The organism is Luteimonas sp. TWI382 (genome assembly GCF_039674545.1).
Classification (GTDB): Bacteria; Pseudomonadota; Gammaproteobacteria; order Xanthomonadales; family Xanthomonadaceae; genus Luteimonas.
Genome location: NZ_JBDJNS010000023.1, coordinates 1 through 24,074, shown reverse-complemented (window position 1 = coordinate 24,074; position 24,074 = coordinate 1). Strand labels below are relative to the sequence as shown.

General features: G+C 67.9%; 19 protein-coding genes. 9 read left to right on the top strand and 10 right to left on the bottom strand.

The window, feature by feature from the left end; translation table 11 throughout:
* Nucleotides 1–94: 94 nt before the first annotated feature.
* Entirely contained in the window at nucleotides 95–3,046 is a 2,952-nt protein-coding gene (locus tag ABE505_RS13370) for a TonB-dependent receptor (RefSeq protein ID WP_346445083.1), read from the top strand.
* Between the two features lie 134 nt (nucleotides 3,047–3,180).
* On the opposite strand, the gene ABE505_RS13365 is transcribed toward ABE505_RS13370, so the two are convergent.
* The gene (locus tag ABE505_RS13365; RefSeq protein ID WP_346445081.1) at nucleotides 3,181–3,801 is read right to left on the bottom strand and encodes a TetR/AcrR family transcriptional regulator; all 621 of its coding nucleotides are present in this window, start codon (nucleotides 3,799–3,801) and stop codon (nucleotides 3,181–3,183) included.
* A 180-nt stretch (nucleotides 3,802–3,981) separates the two neighbouring features.
* On the opposite strand from ABE505_RS13365, the gene ABE505_RS13360 reads away from it, so the two are divergent.
* Nucleotides 3,982–6,465: an acyl-CoA dehydrogenase gene (locus ABE505_RS13360; RefSeq protein WP_346445079.1), complete on the top strand. Its 2,484-nt coding sequence runs from the start codon at nucleotides 3,982–3,984 to the stop codon at nucleotides 6,463–6,465.
* 73 nt (nucleotides 6,466–6,538) lie between these two features.
* Nucleotides 6,539–6,952, top strand: a complete 414-nt coding sequence (locus ABE505_RS13355) for a hypothetical protein (RefSeq protein WP_346445077.1) — start codon at nucleotides 6,539–6,541, stop codon at nucleotides 6,950–6,952.
* A 31-nt stretch (nucleotides 6,953–6,983) separates the two neighbouring features.
* Here ABE505_RS13355 and ABE505_RS13350 read toward each other — a convergent pair whose 3' ends face one another.
* Nucleotides 6,984–8,330: an MFS transporter gene (locus tag ABE505_RS13350; protein ID WP_346445075.1), complete on the bottom strand. Its 1,347-nt coding sequence runs from the start codon at nucleotides 8,328–8,330 to the stop codon at nucleotides 6,984–6,986.
* Nucleotides 8,331–8,446: 116 nt separating this feature from the next.
* Between ABE505_RS13350 and ABE505_RS13345 the strand changes: the two genes are divergently transcribed.
* Complete coding sequence (locus ABE505_RS13345) at nucleotides 8,447–10,039, top strand: GMC family oxidoreductase N-terminal domain-containing protein (RefSeq protein WP_346445073.1); 1,593 nt, start codon at nucleotides 8,447–8,449, stop codon at nucleotides 10,037–10,039.
* On the opposite strand, the gene ABE505_RS13340 is transcribed toward ABE505_RS13345, so the two are convergent.
* A complete protein-coding gene (locus ABE505_RS13340; RefSeq protein WP_346445072.1) occupies nucleotides 10,040–11,950 on the bottom strand; it encodes a M48 family metallopeptidase in 1,911 nt (636 codons plus the stop codon). It lies immediately after the preceding gene.
* A gap of 92 nt (nucleotides 11,951–12,042) precedes the next feature.
* A complete protein-coding gene (locus ABE505_RS13335; RefSeq protein ID WP_346445070.1) occupies nucleotides 12,043–12,645 on the bottom strand; it encodes a LemA family protein in 603 nt (200 codons plus the stop codon).
* An 84-nt stretch (nucleotides 12,646–12,729) separates the two neighbouring features.
* On the opposite strand from ABE505_RS13335, the gene ABE505_RS13330 reads away from it, so the two are divergent.
* On the top strand, nucleotides 12,730–14,145 hold the full coding sequence (locus tag ABE505_RS13330) for a serine hydrolase domain-containing protein (protein WP_346445068.1): 1,416 nt from the start codon (nucleotides 12,730–12,732) through the stop codon (nucleotides 14,143–14,145).
* A 39-nt stretch (nucleotides 14,146–14,184) separates the two neighbouring features.
* Here the strand turns inward: ABE505_RS13330 and ABE505_RS13325 are convergent, their stop codons facing one another.
* Entirely contained in the window at nucleotides 14,185–14,739 is a 555-nt protein-coding gene (locus tag ABE505_RS13325; RefSeq protein WP_346445066.1) for a TlpA disulfide reductase family protein, read from the bottom strand.
* Nucleotides 14,736–16,010, bottom strand: a complete 1,275-nt coding sequence (locus ABE505_RS13320; protein ID WP_346445064.1) for a YihY family inner membrane protein — start codon at nucleotides 16,008–16,010, stop codon at nucleotides 14,736–14,738. Before ABE505_RS13320 ends, ABE505_RS13325 begins: the two co-directional genes overlap by 4 nt.
* A 109-nt stretch (nucleotides 16,011–16,119) precedes the next feature.
* On the opposite strand from ABE505_RS13320, the gene wrbA reads away from it, so the two are divergent.
* The 3 genes from wrbA (at nucleotide 16,120) to ABE505_RS13305 (ending at nucleotide 17,655) form a co-directional block, all read left to right on the top strand.
* On the top strand, nucleotides 16,120–16,713 hold the full coding sequence (gene wrbA / locus ABE505_RS13315) for an NAD(P)H:quinone oxidoreductase (protein ID WP_346445062.1): 594 nt from the start codon (nucleotides 16,120–16,122) through the stop codon (nucleotides 16,711–16,713).
* On the top strand, nucleotides 16,710–17,057 hold the full coding sequence (locus ABE505_RS13310) for a DUF2069 domain-containing protein (protein ID WP_346445060.1): 348 nt from the start codon (nucleotides 16,710–16,712) through the stop codon (nucleotides 17,055–17,057). Before wrbA ends, ABE505_RS13310 begins: the two co-directional genes overlap by 4 nt.
* Nucleotides 17,058–17,166: 109 nt before the next feature.
* Nucleotides 17,167–17,655 carry an asparaginase domain-containing protein gene (locus ABE505_RS13305; RefSeq protein ID WP_346445058.1) on the top strand — a complete coding sequence of 163 codons (489 nt, stop codon included), beginning with the start codon at nucleotides 17,167–17,169 and terminating at the stop codon, nucleotides 17,653–17,655.
* A gap of 15 nt (nucleotides 17,656–17,670) precedes the next feature.
* On the opposite strand, the gene ABE505_RS13300 is transcribed toward ABE505_RS13305, so the two are convergent.
* The 4 genes from ABE505_RS13300 to sufT form a co-directional block, all read right to left on the bottom strand.
* The gene (locus tag ABE505_RS13300; RefSeq protein ID WP_346445056.1) at nucleotides 17,671–18,075 is read right to left on the bottom strand and encodes a hypothetical protein; all 405 of its coding nucleotides are present in this window, start codon (nucleotides 18,073–18,075) and stop codon (nucleotides 17,671–17,673) included.
* A 204-nt stretch (nucleotides 18,076–18,279) separates the two neighbouring features.
* Nucleotides 18,280–20,601, bottom strand: coding sequence for a pre-peptidase C-terminal domain-containing protein (locus ABE505_RS13295; RefSeq protein WP_346445054.1), 2,322 nt, complete (start codon nucleotides 20,599–20,601; stop codon nucleotides 18,280–18,282).
* 133 nt (nucleotides 20,602–20,734) lie between these two features.
* On the bottom strand, nucleotides 20,735–22,468 hold the full coding sequence (locus ABE505_RS13290; RefSeq protein ID WP_346445052.1) for a S8 family peptidase: 1,734 nt from the start codon (nucleotides 22,466–22,468) through the stop codon (nucleotides 20,735–20,737).
* Between the two features lie 436 nt (nucleotides 22,469–22,904).
* Nucleotides 22,905–23,456, bottom strand: coding sequence for a putative Fe-S cluster assembly protein SufT (gene sufT / locus ABE505_RS13285; protein ID WP_346445113.1), 552 nt, complete (start codon nucleotides 23,454–23,456; stop codon nucleotides 22,905–22,907).
* Nucleotides 23,457–23,554: 98 nt separating this feature from the next.
* On the opposite strand from sufT, the gene ABE505_RS13280 reads away from it, so the two are divergent.
* On the top strand, nucleotides 23,555–23,968 hold the full coding sequence (locus ABE505_RS13280) for a hypothetical protein (RefSeq protein ID WP_346445050.1): 414 nt from the start codon (nucleotides 23,555–23,557) through the stop codon (nucleotides 23,966–23,968).
* The last annotated feature ends 106 nt before the right edge of the window (nucleotides 23,969–24,074 follow it).

The window sequence follows — 24,074 nt, the reverse complement described above, 5'->3', positions numbered from 1 at the left end:
TAGTATCGGGTGCAACCTTGCTGGATTTGGCGTTTCGCTTGACGCCTGCGGCGGGTTCCCCTGGGGAAATCCCAAGACTGACTTGGAGAGAGGAATGAAGTTGAAGACCACAAAGCTTGGCGGCGCGATTGCGTTCGCGCTTGTCGCCGGCGCAACGGCGTCTGCAGCTACAAGTACCGCGAGTGCGCAGGAAGCCCAAACGCTAGATCGTGTCGAGGTACTGGGATCCCGCATTCAGCGCTCAGAGTCCGAGGCTGCATTGCCCGTGCTCGCAATCACCAGGCAAGAGTTAGAAGCCACTGGCCTCACTCAGGTATCTGACGTCCTTCGCGAGATCAGCGCAAACGGCCCATCCCTCAGCCTGAACACCAACAACGGCAACACGAGTGGCAACTCCAGCGTCAATCTCCGTAATTGCGCGGCCAATCGCACGCTGGTGCTGGTGAACGGCCGACGCTGGGTGAGTGACAACGGCCTCAGCGGCTCGGTGGACCTCAATTCGATTCCATTCGCTGCGGTTGAGCGGGTAGAAGTTCTGAAAGACGGCGCTTCAGCTCTGTACGGCTCGGACGCAATCTGCGGCGTCGTCAACATCCAAACCCGCCGGGATTTTGATGGCGCGCAGTTCAACGCGAACTACGGGCAGTACTCGCAGGGCGACGGCGCTCGGGAATCCTATGACTTTACGGTTGGCGGAACGACTGAGCGCTTCTCCGGCCTTCTGAGCTTGTCCTACAACAAGCAAGATTCGATCTCTGCCGGCGATCGGGCGATCTCCGCGGTTCCGCTTTATGGGTTCCCGGCGACGGTATCGGCTCCGGGACGCGCGAGCCCGGTCGGCCCATATGGCAACTTCACAGTTGCAGGACGCAACCTCATTCTCGACCCCTCGAACTCGGGCTGCTTACCCAATCAAGTCTGTTCCCCAACAACGCAGTCTGACTTCCGGCCATTTAACTTCCTCACCGACGGCTACAACTTTGCGCCCGACAACTATCTGGTTCAGCCGCAAAAAACCTACTCCGTTTTCGGCCAAGTCGGCTACCAGCTTCACGACGCCGTCCGCTTCACTAGTGACGTGTTCTACACCAATCGCACTGGTGAAGCTCAGCTGGCAGCTCAGCCTCTGTCACCCCTGACCATCTCCTCGGCCAGCATTTACAACCCCTTCGGCGTGGATATCGTCGGGGCCGCCTTCCGGCCCACCAATTTCCCGCGCGTGTACGGACAGGAGCAGGATACATGGCGCTTTAGCGCAGGCCTTGATGGCTTCTTCGAACTCGGCGAACGCTTCTTCAACTGGGACGTTGGATACTCATACTCTCAGAACAAGCAATTGCAGCCGAAGAACGGTTTCTACTTCTCCACGCGCGTCAATCAAGCAACCGGCCCCTCATTCATCGACAGCGCTGGTGTAGCCCGCTGCGGAACCCCGACGCAGATCATCGCCAATTGCGTGCCCATGAACGTACTGGGCGGCCCAACCGGCTTCACGCAGGACATGTTCGATTGGATCGCGGTCAATCCGAAGAATGTCCAGAAGTCCACCTTGGAATCAGCAACCGCCAACCTCAGCGGCGAACTGTTCGAACTTCCGGCAGGCATGCTTGCCTTCGCATTTGGACTCGAACATAGGAAAGAGTTCGGCTCAAACGAACCTGACCCGTTGACCGCCGCGGGTTTGGTGCTCGGCGACAATCCATTCCTGCCGACGCGCGGCAGCTACAGCGTCGACGAAGCCTATCTCGAACTCCAAGTCCCCCTGCTGAAAGACGCATTCTTGGCCAAGTCGCTCGAGCTGTCACTTGCGGGCCGTTATTCGGACTACTCCACATTCGGCGACACCACCAACCCTAAGGCTAGCTTTCGCTGGCAGATGGTAGACGACCTGCTCGTCAGAGGCTCATGGGGTGAAGGATTCCGCGCACCCTCTGTATCGGAGTTGTTTGCGGGCTCGGCGACGGGTCGCCCGTCCTTCTCTGACCCCTGCAATGCAACAAATCCAACGTTCCAATCCAGTGCGGCGACTCGTGAACTGTGTCGCGCAACGGGCGCTCCAGAGGGCTTTGTCTCTCGCCTGTCTCAAACATACGCAACCACCGGTGGCAACACCAACCTCCAGCCTGAAACCTCCGTATCCAAGACACTTGGACTGGTTTACTCACCGCAATGGCTTCCGGGTTTCGATACGTACGTCGACTGGTACAACATCACCATTCGCAATGCAGTCGGATCGTCAGCGGCGCAGACTATTCTCAACGAATGCTACCAGCAGCTCAACCTCAACAGTTGCTCGTTGATCACTCGCGATACCGCCGGCGCGGTCAATGGCAACATCGGCGAAGTTTCCGCCATTATGGCCCAGAACACGAACTTCGTTGGCGGCCTGGAGACTGAAGGTTTTGATTTCGGCGCGGCCTATAGGTTCGAAACTGCTCGGCTTGGAAATTTCCAGCTCCGCATGGACAACACCTACGTGAGCTACTTCGGTGACGTGGGTCAAATCCAGCGCGGCGAACTCAACGGCGATGGCCGCATCTCCGCTGGCAATGTAGTCGGCACCGTGGCAGGGAACTCGTCGACCGGCGCTCCGCGTCACCGCTTGCGCTCCAGCCTGACTGCGAATTGGCAGTACGCCGACTTCAACGCCTCTGTTACGTTGGAGTATCGCAGTCGCGTTCGTGAAAGCTGCACCATGTTCCGCGATACGGCACTTGCGCTGGGCGCAGTCGATCCACAGTACCTGGACCTTGTGAACATGTGTTCGGACCCCGACCGCATTGTGGACCAGTACGAGTTTGTTCCCGGCTCCAGCACCGTCATTGGGGTTCCTCGCAGGGCACCCACGAACTATTTTGGAGGCGTCACCTACACGCATGCCCAGGCGAGCTGGAAGTCGCCTTGGAACTCGAAGATCACGGCAGGCGTTCGTAATCTGTTCGATAAAGAACCGCCGCTGTCTTCTAACGCGTTCTCAAACACCTTTGACGCTCAGTACTTGATCCCCGGCAGGTTCATTTACTTCAACTACCAGCAGAACTTCTGAGGCATTACTAGATTCACATCTAGGCAGTAAAGCGACGGCTCCATATGGAGCCGTCGCTTTTTTACCGCCTTGCCTGAGTAGTTTCTTCCTCGTGGGCACATCTTACGTGCAGCACAGAGCAAGCGAAGAAGCCCTCACCTCGGCACCAGCGTCCTCGCCAAGTGCTCGACATAGGCGTCGAACTCCTCCTGCTGCATGCGGGCCTGGTGCAATTGCAGGTTCAGCTGCAGGAAGCCGACGTAGGCGGCGTAGGTCAGGCGCGCGCGGTGCTGGGCGTCCTCGCGGGCGAGTCCGGCCTGGCGGAACGACGCGGTCAGGTAGTCCAGGCGGCGCTTGGACACGCGCTCGATGACCGGCTGCACCGTGGCGTGATCCTGCGCCTTGAGCAGGGCGCTGTAGATGACGTGCGATTTGTACTCGCGCGCGACCATGTGGAACAGCGCGCGCAGGCGCTCGCGTGCGTCGGGCATCGATTCGAGCGCGCCGAACAGGGCCTCCTGCTCGACGTTCTCCCAGCGCTCGAGCGCGGCCTGCAACAAGGCGTCTCGGGACGGGAAATGCCAGTAGAAGCTGCCCTTGGTCACGCCGAGGCGGCGGGCCAGGGGTTCGACGGCGACGGCCTGCACGCCGGCTTCGGCGATCAGGTCCAGCGCCGCCTGGGCCCAGTCGTCGGCGCTCAGGCGCCCCTGGCGCTCGGGCGCAGTGGTGCCGGTCCGGGCGGTGCCCGCGGCGGGCGGTGAAGCGGATTTGCTCATCGCGACAGTCTATCCATACGCCTGCGTCGGCAACAGTATCGACGCTGCGAAGACGCGCCGCGGCGCAGCATTGACTTCGGTCGTTCGCATTACCATACTCGACCGTACGGTCAAGATCGGCCCATTGGGGCGACGTCTCCGTCGCCCTCCCGCCTGCCTCGCCGACTGTCGGAGTCCATGATGAGTGTCGCGATCCCCTTCCTCGCCTTTCTCCTTGCCGGCGCGTTCGCCGCCTACCACCGGCTGCGACTCGCCTACTGGGCCGCGATCACGATCACGTTGTTGCTGGCCTGCTGGCTGCTTGGCGCCAATGCCACGGCGACCGTCGTCGCCGCCGTCGTCGTCGCGCTGATCGCGGTGCCGCTGTTGATCGCGCCGGTGCGCAAGGCGCTGATCACCGCGCCGCTGCTGACGTTCTTTCGCAAGGTACTGCCGCCGCTGTCGAAGACCGAGCGCATCGCGCTGGAAACCGGTTCGGTCGGCTTCGAGGGCGAGCTGTTCACCGGCGATCCGGACTGGAACATTCTGCTGAACTATCCCAAGCCGCAGCTCACCGCCGAGGAACAGGCCTTCCTCGATGGGCCGGTCGAGACGCTGTGCGCGATGGTCGACGACTGGGAGCTGACCCATGTCCATGCCGACCTGCCGCCCGAGTTGTGGGCCTACATCAAGGAGAACCGCTTCTTCGGGATGATCATCCCCAAGGCCTACGGCGGTCTGGGCTTCTCGGCGCTCGCGCACCACAAGGTCATCCAGAAGCTGGCGTCGGTCTCGAGTGTGGTCAGCTCCACGGTCGGCGTGCCGAACTCGCTCGGTCCGGGCGAGCTGCTCAACCATTACGGCACCCAGGAGCAGAAGGACTACTACCTGCCGCGCCTGGCGGTCGGCCAGGAGGTGCCCTGCTTCGGCCTGACCGGTCCGTTCGCCGGCTCGGACGCGACCTCGATCCCCGACTACGGCATCGTCTGCAAGGGCGAGTGGAACGGCGCCAACGTGCTTGGTGTGCGGCTGACGTTCGACAAGCGCTACATCACGCTGGCGCCGGTCGCCACCTTGATCGGTCTGGCCTTCCGCATGTACGACCCCGAGGGTCTGATCGGCGATACCCAGGACATCGGCATCACGCTGGCGCTGCTGCCGCGCGACACCCCTGGCGTTGAGATCGGCCGCCGCCATTTCCCGCTCAACTCGCCGTTCCAGAACGGCCCGATCCGCGGCAAGGATGTCTTCATTCCGCTGAGCCAGTTGATCGGCGGCGCCGAGATGGCCGGCAAGGGCTGGAACATGCTCAACGAGTGCCTGGCGGTCGGCCGTTCGATCACGCTGCCGTCGACGGCGAGCGGCGGTGCGAAGGCCGGCGCGGTGATCACCGGCGCCTATGCGCGCATCCGCAAGCAGTTCGGGCTGTCGGTCGGACGCTTCGAGGGTGTCGAGGAAGCGCTGGCGCGCATCGGCGCCAAGGCCTACGCGATCAGCGCGCTGTCGCAGGCCACGGCAGCCGCGGTGGACCGTGGCGATGTGCCGTCGGTGCCGTCGGCGATCGCCAAGTACCACTGTACGACGATGAGCCGCGAGGTCATCAGCGACGTGATGGACGTGATCGGCGGCAAGGGCATCATCCTGGGGCCGCGCAACTTCGCCGGCCGCAACTGGCAGGCCGCGCCGATCGCGATCACCGTCGAGGGCGCGAACATCATGACGCGCAGCCTGTTGATCTTCGGCCAGGGTGCGATCCTGTGCCATCCGTGGGTCATGAAGGAGATGAAGGCCGCGCAGGACCCCGATACCGCGGCGGGCCTGGAGGCGTTCGATCGCAGCCTGTTCGGGCACATCGGCTTTGCAATCTCCAATGCGGTGCGCTCGTTCTGGTTCGGCCTGACCGGCGCACGGATCGGCGCGGCACCCGGCGATGCCTACACCCGGCGCTACTTCCGCAAGCTCGACCGCTACTCGGCCAATCTTGCGCTGATGGCCGACGTGTCGATGCTGATGCTCGGCGGCAAGCTGAAGTTCAAGGAGTCGCTGTCGGGCCGGCTCGGCGATGTGCTCAGCCACATCTACATGACCAGTGCGATCCTCAAGCGTTATCACGACGAGGGCGCGCCCGAAGCGGACAAGCCGCTGCTGGCCTGGGCATTCCACGACAGCGTGCACAAGATCGAGACCGCGCTGTCGGCGGCGCTGCGCAACTTCCCGATCCGTCCGGTCGGCTGGCTGATGTGGGCACTGATCTTCCCGCTCGGCCGCCGCGCCGAGGCGCCCGGCGACCGCTTGGGGCACCGTGTGGCGGCCTTGCTGATGAGTCTCAACGATGCGCGCGAGCGCCTGGCCGATGGCGTGTTCCTGCAGCCGACCGAGCGCAATCCCGGCGGCCGCATCGCCAGCTACCTCGCCAAGGCGGTCGCGGCCGAGCCGGTGGAGCGCAAGTTCCTCAAGGCGCTCAAGAGCAAGGGCATCGAGGCGCTGGACTACGACGCCCAGTTGGATGAGGCCGTGCGCGAAGGCCATATTAGTGCCGAGGAGCGTGGGCTGCTCGAGGAACTGCGCGCGCTGACGCTCGACACGATCACCGTTGACGACTTCGACCCCGAGGAACTGCGCTCGGCCGGCTATCGCGACCTGGTCGCACGCCGCCGGGAAGACGGGTCACGCGAAGCAGCCTGAGGCTGCGATCTGCGTTCCCCAACGGGCACGGTCCTCCTGCAGGCCGTGCCCGTTTTCGTCTCTGGAGCCCGGCATGCCATCGAGCAGCCTTGCTGCTTTCGACGCCGCCCTGCTCATCGCCTGCGGCGTGCACAGCCTGGCCTTTGCGGTCTTCCACTTTGCGTTCTGGCGCTTGTTCGGGTGGCCGTGCACGCTGCACGCCACGACAGTCGCCAACCGCGCGATCGTGCAGATTGCCAATGCGCAGCTCGTGCTGGTGTTCTTCGGTGTCGCGTGGCTGTGCCTGGCGATGCCGGGCGCACTCGCCGGCACGTCGCTGGGCCATGCGATGCTCGCCGGCATAGCGGCCTTTTGTTGGCTGCGGCTGACGATGCAGTTCGTCTGGCTCCGTGTGCACCATCGACTGGTGCACCTGCTCAGCGCGCTGTTCCTGCTCGGCGCGCTGATGTTCACCGCCCTGGCGGTGCGTGGGTTCGCATCGGGTTGAACACCGGTCGCGCGCCACTGCACAGGCGAAGCTAGATGATCGGATCGCGCTCGCGATCGGGCAGCCGGCGCTCGGCACGGACCACGCGCCAGGCGCCGGCCAGCATGCCTGCGGCGATGCCCACGCCGGCCAGGAACACCACCTGCGAACCCAGCGCGGCCAAGGCCTTGTGCACCCAGACGAAAGTGACATCGCCGCCGCGATAGACCGCGGTGTCGATGACCGCCTTGGCCTTGTAGCGCGACTCGCGATCCACCCGGGTGTAGAGCGTCTCGCGTGCCGGCTTCGACAGCGAGAACTCGCTGGCCCGGGTCGCGACCTGGACCACCGCCACCAGCAGCGGATACGGCGAGGCCGCGAGGAGCGAGAAGCCGACCAGAATTGCGCAGGCCGGCAACAGCAGCAGCGGCGCCACACCGAAGCGGCGCAGCAACCAGCGGGTGAGCAGCAACTGGACGAGGATCGTCAGCCCGTTCACGGCCCAGTCGATCGTCGAGTAATAGCGCGTGGCCGCCTCGGCAGTCGCGTACGACGCGCGCACGATCGCCGCCTGTTCGTTGTAGAGCAGCGTTCCGACGCCGACACCGAAGAACATCAGCAGCGCCAGCCCGCGCAGCAGCGGATCGCGGACGATCAACTTCAGCCCGGCCCAGACCGAGCCGCCGATCGCACGCTCGTCCTGCGCGGCGCGGCGCGCCTCGTTGCGGCGTGCCCAGGCCCGCAGCTTGAGGATGCACAGCAGGCAGACGGCCAGAAAGCCTGCGCTGATCAGCGGCAGGTTCCCGACCCCGATGCGTCCGACCAGCAATGTCGTGATCAGGGGCCCGAGAAACGCGCCGATCGTCCCGCCCGCGCCGATGTAGCCGTAGCAGCGTTTGGCGTGCGCATCATCGAACACGTCGGCCATGAAGCTCCAGAACACGCTGACCGCGAACAGGTTGAACACCGCGATCCAGATGAAGAACAGCGCGCCGCGCCCGGGCAAGGCGCTGTCGAAGGCCCACCGGAACGCCATGAGACACGCGATGAAGATCAGATAGACCACAGGCAGGAAGACCCGCCTGGGAAAACGCGACACCAGCGCGCCGTAGAGCGGCTGCAACACCAGCATCACGAAGAAGGTGCCGGTGAACAGCACCTGGAGCGTGAGCTCGCCCAGTGCGATCCCGCGCGAGGCGGCCCAGTCGAGCATGAAGCCTGGGAAGATGGCGACCGCGTCGGTTGAGGCGCCCATCGCATCACGCACCGGGCGCAGCACGTAGTAGCCGCACAGCAGGCAGAAGAAGTACAGCAGCGCCCACCACAGCGGCGGCGACTCGCGCAGCGCACGCCGGAACTGGCCGCGCCCGTGGGGAGCATCGGCGTCAACGTCGGTCATCGGGACACGTGCGGGAGGCGGCTGTCGACGCGCACGTTAGCCGATGACCCCGGCTACCGCCAGCGCTGTGCACCGCGCCCGCCTATCCTTGTCGCCCCGCCCTGCCCACGCATCCGATGCCCCCAACGCCTCCGCCCGTCTACGACTACATCATCGTCGGCGCCGGCGCCGCCGGTTGCGTACTCGCGCACCGGCTCAGCGCCGATCCGCAGCTCCAGGTGCTGCTGCTCGAAGCCGGCCCGAACGACACCCACCCGTTCCTGCACATGCCCGCGGCGGCGGGCAAGCTCCGCGGCCGGGGCGTGACCTGGGACGACACCACCGCGCCGCAGCCGCAGCTCGCCGGACGCACCCTGCGATGGCCGCACGGGCGGGTGCTGGGCGGCTCGAGCGCGATCGACGCGATGTGCTACACCCGCGGCGCCCCGGCCGACTACGACGACTGGGCCGCCCACGGCGCCGAGGGCTGGGCCTGGCGCGACGTGCTGCCGTGGTTCCGACGGGCCGAAGGCAACATCCGCGGCGGCGACATGCTGCACGGCGGCGATGGGCCGCTGACGGTCTCCGACCTGCGCCATGTCGACCCACGCACGCGGATGTTCATCGAAGCAGCGCGCCAGGCCGGGCTGCCGGCCACGACCGATTTCAATGGCCCCGACCCACACGGCGTGGGCCTGTACCAGGTGACCCAGCGCGAGGGCGCACGCTGCTCGGCGGCCACCGCGTATCTCGACCGCGCGACCAGGGCACGCCCCAACCTCACGATCGTGACTGGGGCGCGGGTCAACCGCGTGACGTTCGAGCACGGCCGCGCATCGGGCGTGGTCTACGCCACCGCGCGCGGCGCGTTCCACCAGCCGGCGACGCGCGAGGTGCTGCTGTGCGGCGGCGCGATCAACTCGCCGCAATTGCTGATGCTCTCGGGCATCGGCCCGGCGATGGCGCTGCGTCGGCATGGGCTGCCGGTGGTGCACGACGCACCGGATGTCGGTCGCCACCTGCGCGACGCGCTCGGCATCCGCATCGCGCTCCGGAGCGACAGTGCCGCGCGCCATCGCCGCCTGCGCGAGGTCGCGATGGCCTGGGACTACTTCGTGCGCGGCCGGCGCGGCGCGGGGACCAGCAATGGGTTCGAGGCGGGCGGCTTCTTCCGTTCATCACTCGCCAGCGACGACCGCGCCGACATCCAGCTCCACTTCGCGCCGGCGCAGCTCGAGGCACATGACGCGACGCTCGGTGCGGGCTGCAGCCTGCGCGCCTGCGTCCTGCGACCGCGCAGCCGCGGCCATGTCCAGCTGACCGGCAACCGGATCGCCGACCGACCGCGGATCGACCCCGGCTACCTCACCGATCCGGCGGGCTTCGACCTGCGAATGCTGGTCGAATGCGCACGCATTGCGCGTACGATCCTGGCGCAGCCCGCCTTCGACGGCATCCGCAGCGCACCGCTGCCGCCGGGCGACGGCACCTCGGAGGCCGCCCTGGCCACATTCGTGCGCGACCAGGCCGAATCGGTCCATCGCGCGGTCGGCACCTGCCGCATGGGCGACGACGCGCAGGCCGTCGTCGATCCGCAGCTGCGGGTCCGCGGTGTCGCCGCCCTGCGCGTGGTCGATACCTCAGTCATGCCCACGCTGCCTGGTGGCGATCTCAATGCACCGGTCGTCATGCTCGCCGAGCGCGCCGCCGCACTGATCCTGAAGGCCTGATCACGCCGCGCCGAGCAGGCGCTCCGGGGCCGGCTCGAGCGCGGCGGGCAACGGACAGTGCAGCACGCCGCAGATCGTGCGCAGCAGTTCGGACTCGGCGACGCGGATGCGGCCATCATGGCTCGCGGCTGCGGTGATGGCCTCGACCATCACCTGCTTGGCCAGTGGATCGAGGGCGTCGAGCGGTGCCCAGACCGCATCGAGTGCCTGCACGCCCGCGATCGGCGGCGCGTAGGGAAGATGATCGCGCGGCAAGACCCGCTGCATGCCGGCCAGATAGGCGCGCCGGGCCGCGGCCGGGTCGCCGGGATGGCCCGCCTGCGCGACCACCGCGAGCAAGGTCGCGAACTCGTGCTTGACGTTGCCCGGCTTGCGACGCCCGAAGCGGACATGGCGCGCCGGCGCGAGCGCCTCACGGACCTGCGTGTTCAGCAGTCGCGCCAGGCAGTACTCGAACAGAGAGACATGCTCGTCGGCGTGCACGACCGCATGGACGGTGTCCAGGAACGCCGCGAGCGCCAGCCGCGTCTGCCGGCGCAGGACCGGGAAGGCCAGTGCGGCCAGTGGCAGGCGCAACATCGGATGGAGCGTACGCAGATGGGACTGGCGCAGGTGGTCGGCCTCGATCGCCGAGGCCTGACCGAGCCGGCTCGCGATCGCCTCGTGCTGCAGGCCGCGCACGCCCGCATCGTCGTCGAGCAACAGTCCCAGCAGCAGCGGCATGGCCGAGTCTCGATGCAGGGCCACCGCACGCAGGTCGTCACCGATCGCCGACACCAGGGCATGCGCCCGCGCGTAATCGTCCTGGTGCGGTTGCGCGACCTGGGCCGACACCGTGCGCGGGTCCAGCGCCATCGACCCGCCGGCCTGCGGCAAGGCCTGCACCGCGGGCAGCAGGCCCAGCGCAGCGTCCTCGCCCAATCCGTCGGGCGGCGACTGCCACCACTGCACCTGCAGCCGCGTGAGCTGCGCGGCATCGAATCCCGGTTCCAACGCCTGGATGCGCTGTAGCAACGGCGGGTGGGTGGCGAACAGCCCGCGCAACCCCAGCCCGTCGCCGAACAGCATGTGGCTGACCTCCTCTGCCGCGCCGCGGTGCTGGAAGCGCGATCCGTCCGTCACGCCCGCAATCTTCTTCAGCGCACCGGCAAGACCGGCGGTCTGGCGCGTGAACTGCACGGCCGAGGCATCGGCCAGTTCCTCGCGGCTGCGGCTCACGCCAGCCTTGATCATGCGCGCGAACAACGTGCCGACGCTGCCTACGATGATCGCCACGGCGGCCAGGCCCAACAGCGCGGCGAACAGGCTGATGCGTGCGTGGCGGCCGTAAACCAGCACCTTGCGGCCGGCGACCCCGAGCATCAGGATGCCGAACAGCACGCCCATCAGTCGCACGTTCAAGCGCATGTCGCCGTTGAGGATATGGCTGAACTCGTGGGCGACCACGCCCTGCAGTTCGTCGCGATTGAGCCGGTCGAGGGTCCCGCGCGTCACCGCGACCACGGCGTCGGACGCGGTGTAACCGGCGGCAAACGCATTGATGCCCGGTTCGTGCTCGAGCACATAGATGCGCGGCACCGGGACGCCGGACGCGATGGCCATTTCTTCGACGACATTGCGAAGCCGCTGCAGATGCAGGTCGTGGGTGTCCTCGGCGACCGGTATGCCGCCGAGCTGGCGTGCGACCCGGTCGCCGCCGCCGCGCAGCGTCGCGATGCGGTACAGCGAGCCGAGCGCGATCGTGCCGGCGGTCAGCGCCGTCGCCCAGGCCAGCGCGACGACGTGCGGTCCGAGCAGCCACCACACCGCGGCGTCGACGATTGCGACGATCGCGATCACGGCCAGCGACAGCAGCACCACCAGCCGTGTCGATTGCCGTCTGGCCCGTGCCTGGCGTTCGAAGAAGTTCATGGCAGACCGGGATCAGGACACCGGAACCGGAAACTCAAGCAGGCGGCGCGCCGCGCGCCCGTCCCCGATGCAAGAGTCCCGTTCCCCGTGGCTCAGAAGCGCACCTTGGGCGCGTCGCGAATTTCCGCGCGATCGGCGGGAATGTCGAGCAGCGCCGCCGGCCGGAAGCGGAAGTTGTTGGCGACCAGGCTCGAGGGGAACACCTCACGCCGGTTGTTGTAGGCCATGACCGCATCGTTGTAGGCCTGCCGCGCGAACGCCACCTTGTTCTCCGTGCTGGCCAGTTCCTCGGTCAGCTGCAGCATGGTTTGGCTGGCCTTGAGCTCGGGATAGGCCTCCGACACCGCCAACAACCGGCCCAGCGCGCCATCGAGCGCCCCCTGGGACTGCGCCAGTCGGCCCATCGCGGCCGGGTCGCCCGGCGCGGCCTTGGCGGCCGCGAGCCCGGCCTGCGCCGCGCCGCGTGCGGCGACGACCGCCTCGAGCGTCTGCCGCTCGTGCTGCAGATAGCCCTTGGCGGTCTCCACGAGGTTGGGAATCAGGTCGAACCGACGCTGCAGCTGTACATCGATCTGCGAGAACGCGTTGCGGTAGGCGTTGCGGGCGGTGATGAGTGCGTTGTAGATCCCGATGCCCCAGAGCACGAGTGCAACGACCGCACCGACAAAAACGAGCAGGATCAGCGGGCTACCCATCAAACTTCCCCTTGTTCATGCAAATTGGATTTGACGCGCTATATCATCCCCGCATCGCCGGAGCATACGCAGGGGGAAGGCCCGATGAAAAGCCGACATCCAGCTCGCCGCCCACTGGCCCGGATCGGTCTGATCGGCCTGCTGTTGCCCGCCGCGCTCGGCTCGGCGGCGCAAAGTCCGCCTGCGGAGAGCGAAGCGGCCGACGACATTGCCGAAGTCGCCTCGGTGGTGCCGTTGAACGAGCGCCCGATGGCCCGCAGTCGCGAGGACGCGGTCAAGCCCGAGCCGCTGATGCCGGTACGCCAGCCCAAGCCGCTGGCCAGCGGCTTCGATGTCGCGTTGTTCGAGGCGATGGCGCAGGACCTGGTCGCCAATCAACGCGTGCCCGGCCTGGCGATGGCGATCGTCCACAACGGCCAGGTGCTGAGCGCGCGCGGCTACGGCATCACCGACGTCAAGTCCGCCGAGCCGGTCGATGCGCACACCGTGTTCCGGCTCGCTTCGCTGTCGAAATCCTTCGCCGGCACGATCACCGGCCTGCTGGTGTCCGAAGGCGCGCTGCGCTGGGACAGCCATGTGGTCGATTACATGCCGTCGCTGCGTTTTTCCGATCCTTCGGCCGCCCAGCAGCTCACCGTCGCCGACGTGCTGAGCCATCGCGTCGGCCTGGGCCGCAACACCTACGACCGTGACATCGAGCGCAATGCCGACTATCACGACCTGGTACAGCGACTCTCGGCGGCACCGATGACCTGCCAGCCCGGCAACTGCTATGCCTATCAGAACGTCGCCTTCAGCCTGATCGGCGACGTCGTGTTCGCGACCTCCGGGCAATTCTTCAGCGAGGCGGTGTCACGGCGGATCTTCAAGCCGCTGGGCATGAACGACGCCAGCTACGGCTTGGAGGGCATCCAGGCCAGCCCGCGCTGGGCCAAGCCGCACGTGCGCGCGGGCGGAGGCTGGACCTCGTTGATGCCCAAGCCCACCTATTACCGACTCGCGCCGGCCGCGGGCGTCAACGCCAGCATCGCCGACATGGCGCAGTGGATGCTCGGCCAGACCGGGCACCGCCCCGACGTGCTGCCGGCCCCTCTGCTGGCGACGCTGCAGGCACCGATCGTCGGCACCCCGCCGGAGATGCGCAACTCATCCTGGCGCCGCGACCGGCTCGAGGCCGCCGGCTACGGGCTGGGCTGGCGCGTGTTCGACTACTCGGGCGAGCGCGTGGTGTTCCACGGCGGCGCCGTCCAGGGCTACCGCGGCCTGATGGCGATGATGCCCGAGCGCGATCTGGGCATCGTCGTGCTGTGGAACAGCGAAAGCGGCCTGCCGTCCGGGCTGATGCCGACGATCCTCGACCGCGCCATCGGCCTGCCGCCGCAGCGCTGGCTCGATGTCGATCCCAACATCGAGTTGCTGCACGCCCAGCGCGGCCCCGCACCGCCGCACACGGCAAGCGGCGGCAGCACCACGTACCGCGCGGCGGCCACGCCGGAATGATCCTGACGGCCCGGCACGCGCCGGGCCGCGTCGCGCGGCTCAGCCGACTGCGGGCCCGCCCGCCTGCACGATCAGTTCCTCGAGCCTCGCCGCGGTGACCGGCCCGAGGATCTTCTCGACCACCCGTCCATCGGGCCCGATGAGATAGGTCATCGGCAGGCCCTTGGGCGTCTCGAAATCGGCCGGCGGCTCGAAGGTGTCGACGATCGCGATCGGATAGACCACCGGACGCGCCTCGAGGAACGTGCGCAAGTCTTCGGCGGTGGTGTCCTCGTAGGCCAATCCTACGACCTGCACGTGCTCGCGCATCGCATCGAGCGCCGACAGTTCGGGCATCTCCTTCAGGCATGGCGCGCACCAGGTGGCCCAGAAATTGACGACGACCCACTGCCCGCGGTGCTCGGCCAGATCGAACGTGCCGCCATCGATCGTCTCGACGCGGAGTGCCGGTCGTTCGTGCGACGACGCCGGCGCGGAGTCGCCGGCAGGCGTCGCCGCGGCGCGGTCGTCGACCGGAGCGGCGGCCTCTTCGCCGCGCTGGCAGGCGGCAAGGGCGGCGGCGAGGGCGAGGCAAGGAACGAGGCGGCGAATCATGCAGAAGTCTCCGGTGGGGCGTAGACGCCGGCAACCCGGCGCTTGAGCAGGTCGCGCAAGGGGATGCGCAGGTCGTCGAGAGCGGCCGATGCGGCCACGCCCAGGCGGTCGTCGCGACACGGCAGATGCGCTTCCTCGATCGGGATGCGCAGATGACAGGCTTCGTAGAGCTCGGCCAGGCTCAGGCCATCGAGGTCGCGGGCCAGCAGCCACTCCCCGGTCTCGGCGCGGCGCAACAACTGGATGTCCTCCAGTTGCGCGAGCATCTGCTGGACCAGCGCGTCGGTCAGCATCGGTTCGAGCGTCTGGATCTCGTCGCTGTGCAGCCCACGGCCGGCAGGACGGGCCTCGGCGAAACGGCCGAGCATGCGCAGCAGGCCGTAGAGCTCATAGCCGCGCGGCAGCCGCAGGTGCGCCGGCTGGTAACGGAAGGCCGAGATCGACGAGGCGAACGAGGCCCCGAGCAGGATCGCGACCCAGCCCAGATACACCCACAGCAGGAAGATCGGCAGGAACGCGATCTGGCCGTAGATCTTTTCGTAGGCGCTGAAGCTGCCCAGATACAGACCGATGCCCCACTTCACCAGTTCCGACAGCAGCACCGACAGCGCGGCGCCGGCGAACGCGTGCCGCCACTGCACGGTGCGATGCGGCACGACCCGGAAGATCGTCGCGAACGCGACCAGTTCGATCAGCATCGGCGCCGCCCACAGCATCGCACCGCGCAACCAGCGCCCCGAATCGGTGCTGAAGATCTCCAGCGCGAAGAACCGTGCCGACACCGCCAGGCTCGCGGTCGCGATCAGCGCGCCGAGCGTGAGCACAGTCCAGTACACCAGGAAACGGCCGACCGTCGGCCGCGCCGACTTCACCCGCCAAATCCGGTTGAAGGTGCCCTCGACGCTGAGCAGCGTCACCAGCACCGAGATCACCAGCGCCACGACGCCGATGGTCGTCAGCTGCCCGGTGTTGGCCGACAGTTGCAGCAGCACCGCTTCCACCGCGCGTGCGCTGCTGGGCACGAAGTTGGAGAAGATGTAGTCGCTGAGCTGGTCGCGCCACTGGCCGAATGCGGGGAACGCGGTCAGCACGCCGAACACCACCATCGACAGCGGCACCAGCGCGAACACGGTCGTGAAGGCCAGCGCGCCGGCGGCCTCGAACAGCCGGTCGTCGAGAAAGCGCCGCCACAGAAAACGCGCGAACGACAGCGCCCGCGCGCGGTCGGTGATGCGCTCGCTCCAGCGGCTCAGGGTGTCGAGCGGTTCCATCGACGCAGCGTAGCAAAGCGGTGACGCGGGCAGCACCGAAGCCCGGCCGCGCCCGGACACCGCCGCCCCGGCCTGTCACACTGAACGTCCTGGACCGCAGATTGCATCGATGCCCGAGATCCTCGTCCTCTACTACAGCCGCAACGGCTCGGTCGCCCGCCTTGCCCGCCAGATTGCGCGCGGCATCGGCGAAGTCGACGGCATGCAGGCAAGGCTGCGTACCGTGCCGCCGGTCGCCGCCGTTACCCAGACTGCCGCGCCCCCGGTGCCCGAGGACGGCGCGCCGTATGTCGAACGCGCCGACCTGGCCGAGTGCGCCGGCCTGCTGCTCGGCAGCCCGACCCGGTTCGGCAACATGGCCGCCCCGCTCAAGCACTTCCTCGACGGTCTGGGCGCCGAATGGGCGAGCGGCACGCTGGTCGGCAAGCCGGCCGGGGTGTTCACCTCGACCGCCACCCAGCATGGCGGCCAGGAGGCAACGCTATTGACGATGCTCGTGCCATTGCTGCACCACGGCTGCGTGATCGCCGGCATTCCCTACACCGAGCCCGCGCTCACCAGCACGCGCAGCGGCGGCACGCCCTACGGCGCCAGCCACGTCGCCGGCCAGCAGGACGACCCGCAACCAAGCGAGGACGAGGCCGTCCTCGCCCGGGCGCTGGGCCGGCGCATCGCGATGCTGGCCGGCAAGCTCGCGGCATGAGGGTCGGAGGCTCGCGTCCCGCGCTCGCCGGCGCCCTGGCCGCGATCGCGTTGCTGTACCTGGCCTGGCACTGGGGCGATGCCCATTTCGGTGCGGCCTTGCTGGTGTTCGTGCTGCCGCCGCTGTTGCTGCTGGCCGGCGTGCTGCGCGGCGCGCCCAGCGCGCCGTTGTGGTCGGGCATTGCGGCGCTGTTCTGGTTCTCGCACGGGGTGATGTACGCCTGGTCGCAGCCCGAGCAGGGGCGCTTGGCCTGGGCCGGCATCGCGCTGTCGCTGATCGTCGTGTTCTCGGCCAGCCTGCCGGGCATGCGCGCGCGCTTCTCGCGCAAGCGCGGCAATCCATGATCGCAGACGGGGCGAAGCCGAGCCGGCCGCATTGGGTTTTCCATCGCCGATCGCGCAGCACCAATCGCCCCCGCTATCATTCCCACTACTCCACACAGACTTCATGGCAATGGACGAGCTGCTGATCGTCACCACCGGTGGCACGATCGACAAGATCTACTTCGACGACAAGTCGGACTACCAGGTCGGCGAACCGCAGATCGGACGCATGCTCGAGGAGTTGGGCGTCGCGTTTCGGTTCCGGGTCATCCCGATCATCCGCAAGGACTCGCTGCACATCACCGACGAGGACCGCGAGTTGATCCGCGCAACGATCGCCGCGCAGCCCGCACGCCATGTGCTGCTGACCCACGGCACCGACTCGATGGTCGAGACCGCGAAGGTACTGGCCTCGATCACCGACAAGACCATTGTGCTGACCGGGGCGCTGAGCCCGGCGCGCTTCCGCGGCTCGGATGCGGAGTTCAATATCGGCACCGCCGTGGGCGCCGTACAGTCCAAGCCGCCGGGGGTCTATGTGGCGATGAACGGTCGGATCTGGGATCCGCTCAAAGTCCGCAAGAATGTCGAGGCCAATCGCTTCGAGCCGGTGGCCTGAGCGAGCGGCCGCGCCTCAGCGCTGAATGGTCATGATGCCGTCGGGTTCGGCGTAGTCGACCTCGCCGTCGGCCTGCAGCGCGTCGAGCAGACGCCGGGTGCCGTCCGCATCGAGCGCGGGATCGACCGAGAACACATCCGCCCCGACCGCCAGGCGCCGCAGCCACGACAGCCTGAGCGTCGAGCCCGCCTTGCCGCTCCGCGGCAGCGCCTCGGCGACCTGATCCAGGTGCGCCTGCACCGCATGCGGATCGCGCGCCGGCTCGGTGCCGGCCCGGTACTTGACGATGAAACGCTGCTGCATGGCGGGCTCATTGTGCGGCGTGGGCGCGTCGGGGCCACGCGAGGCCATCAGCGCCGCGACCGGTGCGCACAGCACCGCCACGGCGAGGATCGCGTAGCCCATTGAAATCGGACGCATGGCCCTGCCCTGTCGAAACCGCGGACTGCGGCGGGATCAAGCATGCCCTCATCCCGGCGATGCCGGGATGAAGGCCGCAAGACGGTTGTGCGACATGCCGGACGACCCCGCTGGACCGCCGCGAATGGCCGCATCGCCCGGTCGATCGACGATCGCGCGCAGGCCTGGCTGCCAGCGACCACCGCGACCGGGCGCCGACCTCACTCAGTACGTCGCCGTCAGCGTGACGCCCGAGATCGCCGAGTACGCATGCACCATCACGTGCCACGTGCCGGCCTGCGGATTGACGAACGTACAGGTCTCCTCGTTGCCGAAGCGAAAGGGCCGGCAGTCGTACTCGCTGGTGGTGGGCTGTTCGCCACGGCGCACGTACAGGTCGCCATCGCCGGTGCCGCCTGTCATCGTGACGGTCAGGTTCGTGGCGCCAGCCGGCACCTGCACCGTCCAGTACTGCGCGCTGCCCGCCTCGCCCGAGATGCCGGTCACCGGCACCCCATTGCGCAACGACCCCTGGCCGCCCCCGTCGCTGGGCTCGGCATGGCGCGCCTGGAGCGTGACGTTGGCGAAGGCCGCGGCGCCGACCAGCTTGATGTAGTAGGTGCCGGCCTCGGGGTCGACGATGCGGACCGACTCGTTGTTGCCCGGACGCTGCGAACGGAAGTCGAACGCCTCCACCGTAGGTTCGGCGTCGCGGCTGACGTACAGCGAAACGTTGCCGGTGCCGCCCGAGGTCGTGATCAGCAGCGGGCCACTGACGCCTTCGGGCACGACGAGGCTGTAGAGCTGCTCGCTGCCCGCCGCGCCGCCCAGGCCCGGGACCGCCACGCCATTCTCGATCGCGATCGCGTCCGGCCCGGTGTCGCCGACCTCGAGCGTCTCGCTGCGGCTGTGGCTGCGGCCCTCGGTGTCGGTGACCGTCAGCGTGACCGTGTAGGTCCCGGCCTCGGCATAGGTGTGCACCGGGCTGGCCTGGGTCGAGCTGGCCCCGTCGCCGAACGTCCAGGCGCGGCTGTCGATTGCGTCCTCGCCTGCGCTGGAGGTGTCAGTGAAGGTCACGGTCAGCGTGTCGGCATCGATCGCGTAGGTGAAGTCGGCGGTCGGCGCACCCGGCTCGAGGCCGCCGTCGGCGGTCAGGGTGTCGACGAACTGCGCCCCGGTGCCGCTCGCATCGAGCCAGCTCGCCAGCGAGGTCGCCGCGGTGCCGCCGCCGGTCCAGGAGGTGAACAGCCGGCCGTACCAGTCGACGTGGTCGGCGCCGGTCGTCGTGCACGAGGCGTAGCCGCCGTGGAGCTGACCGATCACACGGCCCTCGGGGCTGTAGAGCGGCGAGCCCGAGGATCCGCCTTCGGTGGTGCCGCGCGGGTTCCACTGCACCCACAGATGGCTGTTACCGCTGGCGCCCAGATAGCCTTCCACGCGCAACGGATTGTCGGAATGGGTGATGCGCTTCTCGGCCACCCGCGGGTGGTGGATGCCGGTGGCGCCGCTCGGGGCGAGGTCGCGGCGGTCCCAGCCCGACCAGCTCAGTGCGAACGCCGGGTCGGCCGGCGTGTCGAGCTCGAGCAGGGTGAAGTCCGAGCCTGCGTTGGTCGCGCGCACGACCGCACCGGTCTGGTTCTGCGCCAGGCTGCCATCGCCGTTGGCCCCACTGGCGGAACTGCCCGGCGTGCGGCAGGTCGAGTTCTCGTAGTTCCAGTACACGACGATGCTGGCCGCCGCGTCCGCCGTGCCCATGTTGCAGTGGTGCGCGGTCAGGAAGTACATCTTGCGGTCGCCGGCGGTGTTGTTGAGCAACGATCCGCTGCAATAGAACATACCGAAGCGCGAGTACGCACCGACCGAGGGGATCTCCTCACGGAAGTCGTCGCCGTCGGGGCACACCACATCGACGTTGCAGCTGCCCGACGCGCCCTTGGTCTGCGCCAGCGCGCCCTCGCGCGCGAGCCGGCCGAAGCCGACATAGTCGTGGTTGACACTGGTCAGCCGCAGCTTGAGTTGGGGCAGCTTGGCCTTCGGCACCACGACCTCCAGCACCGCGCTGTCGCCCGGCACGATCGGCGTCCACAGCGCGCCGTGCGGCTTGTTGTCGGCGGCGTCGAAAGCGCGGATCGCCTCGGGGTCGGCGTTGCGGTCCAGGCCCGCCGGATAGACCAGCAGACGCCCGCCCTCGGGCATGTGGTATTCGGAGAAGCCGAAGTTCAACGACAGCGCATCCTTCGATTCCACACGCAGCCGCCAGACCAGGTTGCCGCCGGCGATCTCGTCCCAGTCACCGGCATCGCCCGGGGTCAGGTCGACGGCCAGCGGTGCGGCAAACCGCACCGGGCGCAGCCCCTGGGTGCGCGATTGCCGGGCGTCCTCGGCGCGCAGCCGGGCGACATCCACGCCCGGCATGCGCTTGAGCTCGACGGTGTGTTCGGCCGGCAACCGGTTGGCGAACGCCGCGGGTCGCGCGTCGCGCGGTGCCGCCGTCGCGATGCCGAGCGACAACGCGCCGGCGGTGAGGCTTGCGATCAGAGTCTTCATCCCTTTCTACCCCTCGTTGGATTGCACCGAAAAAACGGAGCACGCCGAAGACCGGTGTGCTCCGCCGGCGACACGCGCGACGATCATGGCGTGCCGCCTGCCCTCTATCCCCGAGCCCTGCATCCCCGCCGCGCTAGTCGTGATCGGCGCGCAACGTGACCCCCGAGAACGATGAATAACCGCGCACCAGGACGTGGTACGTCCCGGCCTGCGGCGCGGCGAACGCGCAGCTTTCGTTGTTGCCCGACCGATAGGGACGGCAGTCCCAGGTCGAGGTCGTCGGCTGCGCACCGTACCGGACGTACAGGTCGGCATCGCCGCTGCCCCCAGACAGCGCGATGACGAGGTTGGTCGCCCCCGACGGCACATTCACCGTCCAGAACTGGCTGCTGCCGGTGCCGCCCGACAGGCCGGTGATCGGCGTGCCGACGACCAGGCTGCCATCGCCCGGATCGGGCCCCGGGCCGGTGCCGCCGCCCCCCGACGCGGCATCCACCGCGGCCTTCGCATCGACGATGCCCGCGCCGATCGGCTGGGACGGCGTCGAGGGGAACGGGCGTGCCGTGCTGGTCAGCAGGGCCTTGATCTGGGCCGGCGTCTTGGCCGGATTGGACACCGACTGCACCAGCGCGACCACACCGGCGACATGCGGCGCCGCCATCGAGGTGCCGTCGTAAGAGGCGTAGCTCTCGCTGCCCGGCGTGGTCTGGCCGCTGTTGAGCGTGGACACGATCCCTGAGCCGGGCGCCGAGAGCGTGATCCCGGTGCCGTAGTTGGAGAAGCTCGAACGTGCGCCGGTGCTGGTGTTGGAGGCCACCGCGATGACGTTGGCGCAGTTGGCCGGCGAGAAGCCCGAGACGTTCGCGTTGCTGTTGCCGGCGGCGATCACCAGCGTGGTGCCGCGACCGACCGCGCCGTTGATCGCACTCTGCATCGTGTTGCCGCAGGTGCCGCGTCCGCCCAGGCTCAGGTTGATGACCTCGGCCGGATTCTGGTTCACGGGCACCCCGGCGACCGTGCCGCCCGAGGCCCAGATCACCGCGTCGGCGATGTCGGAGTCGTAGCCGCCGCCACGGCCGAGGACACGGACGGGCACCACCTTGGCCAGCGGCGCCGTGCCGGCAACGCCGATGCCGTTGTTGGTCACCGCCGCGACCGTGCCCGCGACGTGCGTGCCGTGCCAGCTCGAGGGATAAATGCCGTCGAAATCGCCCGGGTCGCTGGGGTCGGCATCGCGACCGTTGCCATCGCCTGCGATCGCCGGATCGGTGATGAAGTCGTAGCCGGGCAGGATGTTGGCATTGAGATCGCTGTGCGAGGTGATGCCGGTATCGAGCACCGCGACGACGGCACCCGCACCGCGCGTCACGTCCCAGGCGGTGGTCGCACGAATGCCCCCGGGGCCGGTACCGAAGCCGTACTGCTGGTTGAAGCGCGGATCGTTGGGGGTCCAGAACACGCGGTTGCGCTTGTCGACCTCGACGTACTCGACATCGGGATCGGCCGCGAGTTGGCGCATCACCGACTCGGCATCGGCCCGGTCCAGCTTGCGGCTGGTGCGCACGACATCGGCGCCGACCGCGGTGCGTCGCAGGTGCTCGAGCCGCAGCTGCTTGCCGCCGCCGACGGCCAGGCGACCGGCCACGGTCCCCAGCGCCGCGTTGATCGAGGCCGGCTGTGCCTGCGCGGCGCTGCCCTCACGGTATTTGACGATGAAGCGATCGTGCTGTTCGGCCGACTGCAACCCCGCAAGATCGAGCCGCTCGACGGCCTGGGTCGCGGCCAGCGGCGCGGCAAGGGCCACCAGCGTGGCCGCCGCAAGCACGCGGCGCCGAAGGCGGCGGGAGGGAATGAACGTGTTCGACATGGAAAACCCCCGAGACGGTGGGTGCGCCGGAGCCGCGGCGCGGGGCCGGAGCCGGGTGCATCGCGATGGCGATGGCCGGCCCGCAACGAACGCGGACATGACGAAACTGACCGCAAACTGACGCTACGCGACAGCCATGTTCGCGTGCAATGGCGGTTTCCATTAATTTTTCGATAATAAATGCGACTGGCATCACACTTCTGCATGATGCCTTGCGTTCAGCCATGTGAGCAGCACCTCTGACCCCTGACGGCTTGGAGGTGGCCCGGGCAGGTGTCGCGCACCGCGCGCGATACGTCAGAACGCATTGGGGCGGGTGCACGGCATACCGGCAGGCACGTGCCGTTGGCATCGGATCACCGCGCCCACCGGCACGCAGCCGCACGCCCGGCGCGCCTGGCCCTGGGATCTGAGGATGCGCGGCGCGGTGGCGCCGTCAGAGCATGCCGGTCTCGAGCTGCGCGGCCTCGGACATCATCGACCGGTTCCACGGCGGATCGAACACCAGCTCGACGTCGGCCTCGTCGACTGTCGGGATGAGCTCGATCTTGCTGCGCACGTCGTCGACCAGGATCTCGCCCATGCCGCAGCCCGGCGCTGTCAGCGTCATCCGCACCTCGACCTTGCGGTGCCCATTGTCGACAGGAATCACCACGGCCTCGTAGACCAGGCCCAGGTCGACGACGTTGATCGGGATCTCGGGGTCGAAGCAGGTGCGCAGTTGGTGCCAGACCATGCGTTCGACCGCAGCGTCGTCGGCGTCGTCGGGCAGTTCCAGCGGCACCGGCGGCTCTTTGCCGATCGCATCGGCATCGCGGCCCGCGATCCGGAACAGGTTGCCCTCGACGAACACGGTGTAGCTGCCGCCCAACGCCTGGGTGATGTAGCCGGCACTGCCGGCAGGCAGCGTCACCTCCTCGCCTTGGGGAACGAGGACGGCTTCGCAATCGCGTTCGAAACGGACGGGTTCGCTGCTGCGGGAGTACATGGCCCAGGACATGAGGGCCGGAAGTGGCCGCGACAAGGCTGTCATTGTATCGCCGCGCGCCGGTATGCTGACCCACCATTCCCGCGATGCTGTCTTCCATGTCCGAACCCGCCCGCGCCCGGCGCTGGCCGCTGGCGATCGGTCTGCTGCTGCTCGGCAGCGCCGGCATCGCCGCCGCCTGGATCCTGCTGGCCGACGCGCTGGGCGCGCAAGGCGCCTGGATGGCCGTGGTGGCCGCGCTCGATGCCGCGCTGCTGGTGCGCCTGGCCCGGCTCCGCCCCGGGCTGGTACGTGCACTCGCCGGCACGGCCGCGACGCTGCTGGCGATCGTCATCGCCAACTGGGGCATCGTCGCCACCCAGCTCGCCCGCCCGATGGGGCTCATGCCCTGGGAGTCGGCACTCAAGCTCGGGCCGCACCACGCCTGGACGCTGGCCGGCCTGGCCAATACGCCGACTGATCTGGCGTGGCTCGGCGCAGGGCTGGTGATCGCGGCGGTCCTCGCCCGCTAGGTGTGATCTTTCAGTAGGTTGTTCATCCGGGGCGTCTCTGGAAGATGGGGGGTTACGAAGCCAACCCAGCCCCAGGAGCCCCGGATGAACCTGCATAAACATGCCC